Below are 12,550 nucleotides of genomic sequence, written 5' to 3' on the forward strand. Positions count from 1 at the left end.
GATACTCAATTATTAAAACGTAATCTTAACCGTCATCAATTCCCCGTTTCTTTTAAACGTCACCACAGTAGATTGACCTTCATCAAAAGTAGAAAGCGCCTTCATATAGCTCATCATATCTGGTGTGTCTTGACCCCCTAGTTTGAGTACTGTATCTCCTTTTTGCATCCCTGCTTTTTGAGCCGGTTTTTCTTCGCTTACACCATCAATGCGCATTCCTTCGCCGCTATATAAATAATCTGGCACCACACCTAGAGCCACTTTAAAAGCCGGAACTTCTTCGCTTTCGTTTTTTGTTTTACGGAATGTCAACTTTTCTGCATCGTCTAAATCATTTACAATATTTAGCAGGTACTTTGAGATCTTCTCCATCCCTTCATAATTCAACTTTTCTGCATCATCACTTGGTTTGTGATAATCACTATGCTGTCCTGTAAAAAAATGTAGCACTGGAATATCTGCTAGATAAAAAGATGTGTGGTCACTTGGCCCTACGCCGCTATCGTGTTCACTAACCGTTAACCCTTGGTCGTTATTTGCAAATAACGCTTGCTTAAATCGAGGTGAAGTACCTACCCCGTATACAGCGACTACTTTCTCTTCATTTAATCTCCCTACCATATCCATATTAATCATATAGCTTACTTTCTTAGTATCAATAGTTGGGTTTTTTACAAAATAATTAGATCCTAAAAGCCCTATTTCTTCTCCTGAGAAAGCAATAAATAAATAATTACTTTGCTTTTGATTACCCTTGTCACTTTGACCTTGACGAAGGGCATTTGCAATCTTCAACATTATGGCAACGCCACTCGCATTATCATCTGCACCGTTGTGAATAGACGTTTCATCTTCTCTATATAATGAGCCCTCACCACCAGTACCTAGATGGTCGTAGTGCGCGCCAATGACCACTGTTTTGTCTGCTTGGTTGTCAATGTAACCTATCACATTTGTTCCCGTTACTGCTCCCTCCTCTGTTAGATTTGTAAACTCTGCTTGCTCATGCGGGTTTGTGCTGGCTTTAAATGTAAAAGTCTGCATGAATGTACCTTCAACACCTTTAGGTTCGAGCCCGACTTCCGTCATTCTCGCCTCAATATAGGCCGCAGCCATAAGCTCACCGGCTGTACCCGTCTGACGGCCGCCCATAGCATCATCGGCAAGTGCCGCAACATCCTCTTTCATAGAGACATTAGTAACAGGTACATTCTTGCAAGAAATCACAACTAGTGCAATTAATAGTATCGCATATCCACGCATATCATTATTTTTGTACAAAATTACTTTAAATATGAGAATTCTAGCCGCCCTATTGTTCATTTCTGTAGTAGTAAGTTGCAAAAATGACTTGAAGGATACTGCTTCGGAAATATTAAGCACCGACACTTCGACTCCAATTAATGTGCAAAAAGAGAATCGAACAGCGTTTATCGACACCCAAACTAAAGACACGCTCATCTACCCAGAAGAACGCTATTTTAAGAACATACGTCAAGTAACATTTGGTGGAGATAATGCAGAAGCTTATTGGAGTTTTGATGATAAACAATTAGTATTTCAATCCAACTTTAAAGATTGGGGTGTGGCCTGTGACCAAATGTTTTTAATGAATGCTTCGGAAACGTTCAAGGGAACAAAACCCCCAATGATTTCTACAGGAAAAGGAAGAACTACTTGTGCTTATTTCCTGCCAGACAACAAGCATTATGTCTATGGAAGCACGCACCTTGTTGACGAAAATTGTCCAGAAGTTCCCCTCCGTAAAAACGGAAACTACGTTTGGCCAGTATATGATAGCTTTGACATTTTTGTAGCAGATCTAGAAGGTAACATTACAGACCAACTCACTACAAACACAGGCTATGACGCAGAAGCCACCGTCTCACCAAAAGGAGATAAAATAGTATTTACCTCGACACGAAGTGGCGATCTTGAGCTTTGGACTATGAACATAGACGGAAGCGAAAAAAAACAAATTACCGATGCGCTAGGTTATGACGGTGGCGCTTTTTTCTCACCAGACGGAACCAAGTTAATCTTCCGTTCTTCACGCCCTAAAACAGACGCCGAGGTAAAAAAGTATAAAGACCTTCTTGCAGACGGATTAGTTGAACCTGTAGATATGGAACTGTATATCTGTGACGCAGATGGGAGTAATATGAAGCAATTAACAAATTTAGGAAACGCAAACTGGAGTCCTTTTTTCCACCCAAGCGGAAACAAAATCCTTTTCAGTAGTAATCACGAAGCAGAACGCGGGTTTCCATTTAACTTATACTTAATTGATCTCGACGGTAAGAATCTAGAACGTGTTACCCATGGAGAAACTTTTGACGCCTTCCCCGTTTTTAGCAATGATGGTAAACACCTAGCATTCTCTTCAAACCGAAATAACGGTGGTGGAAGAGATACAAATCTGTTTATTGCAGAATGGCAAGATTAAATGAAATCAAATATAAATAATCAATTATGTCTGGTCGATCGCAGTCGAGACCTGCCAAGACAATCATGAAACAAAAATAAATTAAGACTGCGAATTAAATAACAAAGTCTTGACCCAACTAAAACAATATAAATACAGCATCACCCCAATTATCGGGAGTGTTATTTTATATGTTCTACTTGCCTATTTTTCAAAACGAAGCGACTTCCTAAACCTCCTCCTCCTTTACTCAGGCTTATTCTATTGCGCCTGGCATATCATCAAAGCTACAAAGTCTAATTTTTGGGCGCTTGCTGGTATTGGCGTTTTTTTTAGACTATTATTTTTACCTAGTATTCCTAATCTAAGTCAGGATTTTTATCGGTTTTTGTGGGATGGTCAAATAGTAACTTGGCTACAAAATCCATATGTATTCACCCCTGAACAATATGTAAATTTAGAAAGCGAAGCTGCTTACAACAACTTTGGCGTAAGCATCTCTAATGCCCGAGAACTCGTTAAAGGAATGGGCGAATTAAACGCAAGTCATTACAGCAACTATCCTCCCATTAACCAACTATGTTTTGCTATTGCAGCCTTCTTTGCCAAAAGCTCCATTCTAGGTTCTGTTATTGCATTAAGAGTAATAATTATAGCCGCAGATATTGGCATTCTTTACTTTGGGAAGAAGCTTTTAGAAAAATTAAATCTTCCAGTTAAAAACATCTTCTGGTACTTCTTGAATCCCTTTATCATTATTGAATTAACAGGTAATCTCCACTTTGAAGGTGTGATGTTATTTTTTGTGGTTTGGTCGCTGTATTTATTACACGAAAAAAAATGGTTTTGGGCTGCTGTACTTATGGGAGTTTCCGTTTCAGTAAAGTTATTACCGCTTTTATTTTTGCCATTACTTTTTAAGCACCTCCTCTTAAACCAAAATAAGTTGACGGAACCAGAGATGTCTGGAGGAGCCGACACACTCCATGTGAGAAAAATGGTACTGTTTTATGCGGTTACATTAATTACCGTGGCACTCACTTTTGCTCCTTTTCTTTCCGCTGCGTTCATTTCGAACTTTGCTGCGACCATAAGCTTATGGTTTCAGAATTTTGAGTTTAATGCAAGCGTATATTATATAATACGCTGGATTGGGTATCAAACTGTGGGTTGGAATATTATAGAAACCGTTGGGAAGATTCTCCCTCTAATTGTTATTACCTTAATTCTTTACCTGGCCTTTTTCCGCAGAAATACTACCACACAGCAATTGATTACTGCAATTTTATTAGCGGTTTCTTTTTACTTTTTATTAGCAACTACAGTGCACCCTTGGTACATTGCTACACCGCTACTACTCTCCGTCTTTACGAGGTATAAATTTCCAATCATCTGGAGCTTTATGGTGTTATTTAGTTACTCAGCGTATGGAGTAGAAGGGTTTAGTGAGAATTTAGGATTAGTAGCACTGGAATATATTGTTGTTATTGGAGTTGCGGCTTACGAACTTGTAATAAAAAAACCTCTCCAATTTTTAGATACTGAAAAGGTTTAATATTAATTCATAGCGCCTATATTTTATTTCTTCACACGAATCACATCATACACATCTTTACGTCTGTCTTTTAAATTCTTAACAGCCCCAAACGAGTGTAGTTCACGTAGTAAACTGATATCTACATCTGCTACCAAAATCATTTCTGTATTTGTGGTCGCTTCTGCCTTGATCCCATTACTTGGGAACGCAAAATCACAGGGAGTAAATACTGCAGACTGTGCATATTGAATATCCATGTTTTCTACATTAGGTAGATTCCCTACACTACCTGAAATAGCCACATAACACTCATTTTCTACGGCTCTAGCCTGTGCACATAATCGCACTCTTGAATACCCATTTTGCGTGTCTGTTAGAAACGGAACAAACAAAATATCCATTCCTTCATCTGCTAACAAGCGGGATAGTTCTGGAAACTCAGAGTCATAACAAATCAAAATTCCGATTTTACCACAATCTGTTTCAAATGTTTTTAATTCGTTACCACGCTGCATTCCCCATACTTTTGCTTCGTCTGGAGTTACGTGTATTTTTTCGTATCGTTCTACACTTCCATCTCTACGGCATAAATACCCCACATTATAGAGCGTATCACCCACCAATTCTGGCATACTTCCAGAAATGATATTGATGTTATAAGAGATTGCAAACTTAGACATGCGCTTCTTAATTTCCTCTGTAAATTTTGCCAGTTCACGAATGGCTTCAGATTCTTTTAAATGGTTAAATTCTGCCATTAAGGGCGCATTAAAAAACTCAGGAAACACTGCAAAATCACATCGATATCCAGAAACAGTATCAATAAAATATTCTACCTGCTGCATTAACTGTTCTAGCCCGGAATACGGTCTCATTTGCCACTGGATTAGGCCCAATCTTACAATGGTCTTAACCGTAGCGGGAGACTTCGTGGGTTTTGTATAATATATATTATCCCACTCCATCAACACGGCATAATCTGCAGAGGCAGTGTCCCCAGTTAAATATCCTTTTATCACGCGGATAGGGTGAAAATCATTTGAAATCTGAAAGTTAAGTACAGGATCATTTAATTCTTTTCGCCTTACGCCGTCAATGTATTGTTTAGGTGTGTATTGATCCTGCACTTTGTGATAATTAGGCATTCGTCCACCAAAAATAATACCCTTCAGGTTTAAGCTTTCACACAACTCCTTGCGGTAATCATAGAGACGTCTCCCTAATCTTAAGCCCCTAAAACTTGGTTTTATAAACACTTCTATTCCATAGAGAACATCCCCCTTGTTATTGTGATTCTTAAATGAACTCTTCGTGATTATGTCTGCATAGGTATGATTATCGTCAAATTGAGAATAATCTACCACAATAGACATGGTACATCCGGCAATGACGCCATCTATCTTAATAACTATCTGTCCATCAGGAAAAATATCTATCAGCTTTTGAATTGCACTTTTAGGCCAATAGGAATTTTCCATCCCCAAATAGGACGCCTCTGTAGCTTCTTTTAATTCTTGATAATCTTTAATAGTGAGATACGAAAGCTCAATGTTATCTATGCTTTTTTGGAGCATTACATGTCTAATAAATAGGCAAATATAAGCGGCGCCACGATGGTCGCATCACTTTCAATAATAAACTTAGGCGTATTAATATCCAGTTTCCCCCATGTTATTTTTTCGTTAGGCACTGCACCAGAGTAACTGCCATAACTTGTGGTAGAATCACTAATCTGACAGAAATAACTCCAGAATGGCGTATCTGTGCGCTCCATATCTTGATACAACATAGGCACCACACAAATAGGAAAATCTCCCGCAATACCTCCACCAATTTGGAAAAACCCTATTCCGTTCGCACTGTTTGCAGTGTACCAATCTGCAAGAAAGGTCATATACTCAATACCGCTTTTCATCGTTTGAGCTTTCAATTCTCCTTTCATTACATAACTCGCAAAAATGTTTCCCATCGTGCTATCTTCCCAACCTGGACAGATGATAGGAAGGTTTTTTTCTGCCGCTGCGTACATCCAAGAATCTTTAATGTCAATCTCATAGTAATGCTCAAGCACACCACTTAGCAATAGCTCGTACATATATTCATGCGGTAAATAACGTTCGCCTTTAGCCTCAGCATCCATCCATATTTTTACAATATGTTCTTGTATTCTTCGGAAAGCTTCTTCTTCTGGGATACACGTATCCGTCACTCTATTGAGTCCTTTCTCCAATAAATCCCATTCATCTTGCGGAGTTAAATCACGGTAATTAGGCACACGTTTGTAATGACTGTGAGCCACCAAATTCATAATATCTTCTTCCAAGTTTGCTCCGGTACAAGAAATAATCTGCACCTTATCTTGACGGATCATTTCAGCAAAAATCTTTCCTATTTCCGCAGTACTCATGGCACCTGCCAGAGACACTAACATTTTTGAACCCTTGTTCAATTGGACCTCGTACCCTTTTGCCGCGTCTACTAACGCAGCCGCGTTAAAGTGTAAATAGTACTTCTCTATAAAATTTGAAATCGCTCCTTTATTATTCATACTCGTTGTCTTTAAATTTTGATACTTTATTTTTTTCTGAAATATTGCTGTCAAATTCTACATCCTCCTCTTGCCCCGCAAATTTGTAAGTCAACATTTTGTAGTATAATTTAGCAGCCAGGAAATCGCTTGATTTGTCTTCTTCACGCGGCATTAATTCTACAATATCAAAACCAACTACGTTTTTCTCTTCAAACACTCGTTTTAAGAATTCTAAGGTTTCGTACCATAATAACCCACCTGGCTCCGGAGTTCCTGTTGACGGCATAATAGAAGGATCAAAAGCATCTAAATCGAAAGTTATAAATACGTTCTCTCCCAATGCTTCTACCACATTATCAACCCAATAATCATCATTCGCCATATCGTGTGCAAACCAAGTTTTATCTGTGTCCATCACCCTAGTCTCGGCGATATCCATGGAGCGAATTCCCACCTGAATTAAATTTGTAGTCTGGCTTGCCTCATATACCGCACAGGCGTGATTGCAAGAAGTACCTTCATACTCTTTTCTCAAATCTGCATGCGCATCAATATGAAGCACTGTTAAGTCATCAAAACATTCTTTAAAAGCACGAATAGTCCCTATAGAAATACTGTGTTCTCCACCAAAAACAGTCACGAATTTATTGCGCAAAATCATCTCTTTAGTCTTGGAGTGAACTGCTACCACCATTGCTTCTGGCGAGCTGTTTTCTGTGATTGAATCTAAGAGACATATACCCTGTTTATAAACCTCTGTTCCTGTTTCTATGTCGTATAATTCCATGTTTTCGGAGGCATGTAAAAAAGCGGCTGGACCTTTATCTGCTCCTTTCTGAAATGTGCTAGTACCGTCATACGGCACTGGAATTAATACAATCTTTGCTGTGTCAAGTGCAGCGTTCTCTTTCGGAATGCCTGCGTATGTTTTTGAGTTCATTTTTTAGTTTGTTACTGAAATATTAACCTACTGTTATATTTCTTTTTTAATTAAGATTAGTCACTAACTCTTTCTTTTCTGTTCCTGGCACAAAGGACTCATAGCCTAGGATTCCTAAAAGCTGTTCGCTTGTCTGTTGGGCTGCAAAAAGTTCTGTTGTTATTTTTCCTTCGCTATCTCTATCTATCAATATATGTTTTGGACTCGGGATTAAACAGTGTTGTAACCCCCCAAAACCCCCTATACTTTCTTGATATGCACCGGTATTAAAAAAGCCAATATATAATGGTTGCTCTTTCTTAAACTTAGGCAAGTAGATCGCGTTCATATTTTGCTCACTATTATAATAATCATCACTATCACAGGTTAATCCTCCTAGAAGGACACGCTCGTATGTATCGTTCCAGCGGTTGATAGCCATCATTATAAAGCGCTTGCTTATTGCCCAAGTATCTGGCAATGTGGTAATGAAAGAGGAGTTAATTATATTCCATTTTTCACGATCGTTTTGTTGTTTTTGATACAAAATCTCATAAATCGCACCGCCACTTTCTCCTACCGTAAAACTTCCAAACTCTGTAAAAATATGAGGCACAGCAACCTCTGCTTCCTCACAAGTAATATTAATCTGGTTAATAATCTCATCAATCATGTATTGATAATCATAGTCAAAGGCCAGCGAGTTTTTAATAGGAAATCCGCCGCCTATATTTAAGCTATCAAGCGTAGGACAAATCTTTTTTAGCCTTGTGTATACTTTTAGGCACTTCACTAGTTCATTCCAGTAATACGCGTTGTCTCGAATACCTGTGTTGATAAAAAAGTGTAACATTTTGAGCTCCACTTTATCATTATTCTTTATTTGTTCTTCGTAAAAAGGAACAATATTTTTATAGCCTATTCCCAGTCTAGACGTGTAAAACTCAAACTTAGGGTCCTCTTCACTTGCAATACGGATTCCTACTTTAAAGTCACCTTCTATGCCATCAGACAATAAGTCTAGTTCTTCATAATTATCAATGACCGGAATACAATTTTCGTGTCCGCTATTGATAAGTCTCGTGATATTTGTAATGTATTGTTCCCTTTTAAACCCATTGCAGATGACATATGTTTGGTCTGTAATTTTACCTTCGTATTTAAGGGCTTCAACAATGTTTATATCAAATGCTGACGATGTTTCAATATGAATATCATTCTTTAAGGCCTCATTTAAAACATGTTTAAAATGAGAGCTTTTTGTACAGTAACAATAGTTGTAAGTGCCTTTATAGTTTTGCTCATTCATCGACTTTGCAAACCAGGTTTTTGCGCGATGTATATTCTCAGAAATCTTAGGCAAATAAGTAAACTTTAATGGAGCTCCGTATTGGGCAACGAGCTCCATTAAATTGACATCGTGAAATTGTAGTTGGTCCTCATTAAGTCTAAATTCTTCCTGCGGAAAATCGAATGTTTGATTGATTAAATCTATGTATTTAGTATTCATAATTGTAAAATGAAATATGCTGTGAGAGTAAATTATAGGTGATGTCCTTGAAAAATAGGGATTGAATGATTAAAATTTCCGAAGTGAATAATCGTAGTATAATGTCACATTAGGGCACAAGAAATCCCACTACAGAAATAATGTAAAAGATACTCAGATACGGATGGGATTGAGCCAATAGGCGAGCCTCTGGAGTGATCCAGCAGTTTTTGGCACTGGTCCTAAGACAGTGGTAAGTGCCAACGGTTTAGCGGAAGCTAGCTTTAGAATTCGGTTACTCGCGTGGCGAGCTGTTTTTGAATATGACTTCCTAATCTTCAAAAACCCGAACATATAAACACGGTTCAAATTGTTCAGCTATCCCGCTTAATAAATGCGGAATTTGGCGACAAATTTAAACTAAAATTTGAATTAGAAAATAAAAAGTTGAAAAATTTAAGAAAAGTTTAATAAGACTTGACAGTCAATTTCATCACGCTAAGCTACAGATACTTACGTATTATCACAATAAATAACTCGAATTATAACGTTAACATTTCTGCATAAAAAAACCTACCACGTAAAAACAACTGGCAGGTTTGTGTTCTGTTTGTGAAAATACTATAACATAGAAAAGAGATTTAATTCTTCTGTCGTTAAGATTTTCCATTTCCCTCTTGGAAGATCTTTCTTTGTCAAATGTGCAAGGGTTACACAATCTAAACGTACGATGTCATAATCGAGATCTGCAAAAATATCGCGAATCACGCTATTCCCCATGTGCTTAATTTTAATCCCTATTTCCTTCTTAGGCTTATCTTTGACATAACTTATTTCTTCTACCGTAATCTTCTTTCCAGCAATCGTCATCCCTTCTTTGATACGTGTCAAATCTGCAGCCTTCAGGTTTTTATCAAGTTCAATATGAAACAAGCGCTCCATTCCTTTTTTGCTCAACTTTTCCTTTAATTTATCGTCATTTGTAAACAATAATAAACCCGTTGCATTACGGCCCAATCGCCCAATAGGCGTAATTCTAGAATTAGAAGCGTTTGCCACTAGATCCATAACCGTTGATCCTTTACTTTCACTAGTCGTTGTTGCAAAACCTTTTGGCTTATTTAAAAGCACATAACTCATAGGCTCTGGGTTAAGACGTCGACCATCAAAACGCACATCGTCTTCGAGCTGCACTTTATAGCCCATCTCGTTTATGATTTTACCGTTTACTGTTACCAATCCAGTGGCGATAAATGTGTCTGCCTCACGACGTGAACAGACCCCACTGTTTGAAATATATTTATTTAAGCGGATACCTGTCATCGGTTTTTTTCCCTTGCTTTCTCCTTTGGCAGCAGGAGCAGCTTGTGTGCGAGACTTTGGCTTTCCTATATTGCGTTTATTTAGAGATGCATTACTGCGATCCCCTCCTTTAGACTTTGGTTTAGCTGTACCTTGTCCCTCTGGATTTTCTTTCCTTTTCCCTTTTCCTTTCGTATCGTTTCTGCCCATCTTCGTGCCCGCATTGGCGGGTTAATTTAAAACACTAAAAACTAGTGTGTTATTATTTTAAAATTTTTGCAAAGATAGTGTATTGATTTACGATTTACGATGAAGTTTAATAAATAAAAAAAGCCCTAATCCTCAAACGCTACCGTAGATTGCCGCTCTCTATTTACGATCAACTTTGTCACATCTGGTCTTGAGTAATGACCTGCTTGATCAAAGTTCTGGCGCTCTTCATATATTTTCTGAAAGTTTAGCTCGTGATATATATTACCATCTGTTGTAATATCTGGCGCTAGGAGCCACTCACCATCTGGCCCTGCAATGCAGCTGCCACCATTTGCTAGTACTTCTGGCGCGTTTTTTAAAACCTCTTCAAGGTGTGGCGTATCTTTTGGAAAGTCACTCCGCTTCATCAATGCACTCACCGAAATCACGTAACTCCTCGATTCTCTCGCGATAAAACGCGTAATATCTCTAGTGTTGTGATCAGACCCGGGCCACACAGCAATGTGTAAATTCTCTCCTTGCCCATAAAGCGCAGCTCGAGGTAATGGCATCCAGTTTTCCCAACAATTAAGACCACCCACGGTAAATTGTTTTAATGAATGCACACGCAAGCCATTCCCATCTCCTGGCGCCCAAGTCAAGCGCTCATCATAAGTAGGCTGTAGTTTGCGGTGCACAGATTTTATTTGACCCACTTCATTTATATATACTAGAGAAGCATACACACTATGCCCACCCCTGTCTATAGGTCGCTCTATAACACCAAGATATATAGCTATATGATGTTTTTTAGCAAGTGCACAAATGATATCCAGATCACCATCCTCAATGGTCACTGCATTACTAACATAATGCGCGTGTAACTCTTTCACTATCTTTTTATCCCATTCTGCTCCTCCTGTTAGCGCGAGCCAAAACGGATAGCCCGGCAACAGTCCTTCACCAAAAACAATAAGTTCTGCTTTTTCCTTTGCGGCGGCTTCAATCTGTATGTAAATCTTATTGAGCGTAGCCTTTTTATTTAGCCAAACAGGAGCGATTTGAGCAAGTGCTACTTTGAGGTGCTTGTCTTTTATCATAGATTAAATTTAAGGTTTTCTATGTAAATGTGATAAACTTTTGCGCTAGAAGCGCTTAAATTATCCTTAAGGCATATCACAGGTAAAACCTATCGATATAAAGCTTTGTGTTTCTTAACAAACTTATTTCATTGCATTATCACAAAACCCTACTCAAAACTACATTCACATTAATCAGCACAATACTAAAAACTCCTACTACGATGATTAATTTTAGAATAGTATGCAGTACAATATAGTGTAGCTTTTTGGTAGATTTCCAGAGGATCAGATTAAAGATGATCAAAGCGGCTAAACTCCCAAGAAAATACACATACATATACCCAATCTCATAGCGTGTTAAAAGCAATACTGTAGGCACCAAAGCAGCTATACTAAGAACAGAAAGCATTTGCTTAGACATCTTTGCCCCATAGACTACGGGTATAGTTCTGTAGTTCTGGGTGAGATCTCCTTTTATATTTTCTAAGTCTTTAGTGAGTTCGCGCATGGCAATCAATAAGAACAGGAATGTGGCGTGCACAAATATAACGTGGTTAAAATTTCCGTAGTAAATAAAAACGGCAAAAAACGGAATGACCGCTAAGATGGCCGCTACAAGATTACCAATAAAAGGGTGTTTCTTTAATTTATGGGAGTAAAACCAAATCATAAAAACATAAATAGAGAAAAACGCCACAGCCCTAAAACTAACATAACTGGCAAAAACCACCGAGATCAGGTTAAGGATAAAGTATCCCGATAACTTGGTTTGCTGACTCACAATCCTATCGAGCATCGTCTTATTGGGGCGATTAATCAAGTCCTTCTCGCTATCATAAAAGTTATTGATGATATAGCCTCCTGCAATGGCAGCAGCACTTGCGAGTACCAGGCACAACAAATTGGGGTCAAAAACTACGCTCCCAAGCGGTAAGTCTGGCGCTAAAATATAAATAGAGGTAAGGTATTGTGCTAAGGCAATCACGAGGATGTTGTAACCGCGAACAATAGAAAATAAGCTGAAAAACTTTAACAAGACGTGCTTTTGTTTTCTGCTTAGCATAAGAGTGAGGT

The 12,550-nt window shown here is 38.3% G+C and carries 10 protein-coding genes; 2 read left to right on the forward strand and 8 right to left on the reverse strand.

Going from position 1 to position 12,550, the window contains the following annotated elements; all coding sequences use genetic code 11:
- Nucleotides 1–12 precede the first annotated feature (12 nt).
- Nucleotides 13–1,263, reverse strand: a complete 1,251-nt coding sequence (locus ABXT71_RS01785; RefSeq protein WP_415373048.1) for a M20/M25/M40 family metallo-hydrolase — start codon at nt 1,261–1,263, stop codon at nt 13–15.
- Between the two features lie 31 nt (nt 1,264–1,294).
- Here ABXT71_RS01785 and ABXT71_RS01790 point away from each other — a divergent pair, with 31 nt between their 5' ends.
- Nucleotides 1,295–2,446 carry a TolB family protein gene (locus tag ABXT71_RS01790; protein WP_415372091.1) on the forward strand — a complete coding sequence of 384 codons (1,152 nt, stop codon included), beginning with the start codon at nt 1,295–1,297 and terminating at the stop codon, nt 2,444–2,446.
- Between the two features lie 109 nt (nt 2,447–2,555).
- On the forward strand, nt 2,556–3,980 hold the full coding sequence (locus ABXT71_RS01795; protein WP_415372092.1) for a glycosyltransferase 87 family protein: 1,425 nt from the start codon (nt 2,556–2,558) through the stop codon (nt 3,978–3,980).
- Nucleotides 3,981–4,003: 23 nt separating this feature from the next.
- On the opposite strand, the gene ABXT71_RS01800 is transcribed toward ABXT71_RS01795, so the two are convergent.
- The 7 genes from ABXT71_RS01800 to ABXT71_RS01830 all read right to left on the reverse strand — a co-directional run bounded on the left by ABXT71_RS01800 (nt 4,004) and on the right by ABXT71_RS01830 (nt 12,539).
- Entirely contained in the window at nt 4,004–5,536 is a 1,533-nt protein-coding gene (locus ABXT71_RS01800) for a carbon-nitrogen hydrolase family protein (protein ID WP_415372093.1), read from the reverse strand.
- On the reverse strand, nt 5,536–6,510 hold the full coding sequence (locus ABXT71_RS01805; protein WP_415372094.1) for a deoxyhypusine synthase family protein: 975 nt from the start codon (nt 6,508–6,510) through the stop codon (nt 5,536–5,538). Before ABXT71_RS01805 ends, ABXT71_RS01800 begins: the two co-directional genes overlap by 1 nt.
- The gene (gene speB / locus ABXT71_RS01810) at nt 6,503–7,432 is read right to left on the reverse strand and encodes an agmatinase (protein ID WP_415372095.1); all 930 of its coding nucleotides are present in this window, start codon (nt 7,430–7,432) and stop codon (nt 6,503–6,505) included. The genes ABXT71_RS01805 and speB overlap by 8 nt, the downstream gene beginning before the upstream one ends.
- Before the next feature lie 46 nt (nt 7,433–7,478).
- Nucleotides 7,479–8,921, reverse strand: coding sequence for an arginine decarboxylase (locus ABXT71_RS01815; protein WP_415372096.1), 1,443 nt, complete (start codon nt 8,919–8,921; stop codon nt 7,479–7,481).
- A 600-nt stretch (nt 8,922–9,521) separates the two neighbouring features.
- Nucleotides 9,522–10,412, reverse strand: coding sequence for a pseudouridine synthase (locus ABXT71_RS01820; protein ID WP_415372097.1), 891 nt, complete (start codon nt 10,410–10,412; stop codon nt 9,522–9,524).
- Nucleotides 10,413–10,537: 125 nt separating this feature from the next.
- Nucleotides 10,538–11,494, reverse strand: a complete 957-nt coding sequence (locus ABXT71_RS01825; protein WP_415372098.1) for a carbon-nitrogen hydrolase family protein — start codon at nt 11,492–11,494, stop codon at nt 10,538–10,540.
- A 139-nt stretch (nt 11,495–11,633) separates the two neighbouring features.
- On the reverse strand, nt 11,634–12,539 hold the full coding sequence (locus ABXT71_RS01830; RefSeq protein ID WP_415372099.1) for a geranylgeranylglycerol-phosphate geranylgeranyltransferase: 906 nt from the start codon (nt 12,537–12,539) through the stop codon (nt 11,634–11,636).
- Between the last annotated feature and the right edge of the window lie 11 nt (nt 12,540–12,550).

Source organism: Patiriisocius sp. Uisw_047, from assembly GCF_047730165.1.
Classification (GTDB): Bacteria; Bacteroidota; Bacteroidia; order Flavobacteriales; family Flavobacteriaceae; genus Patiriisocius.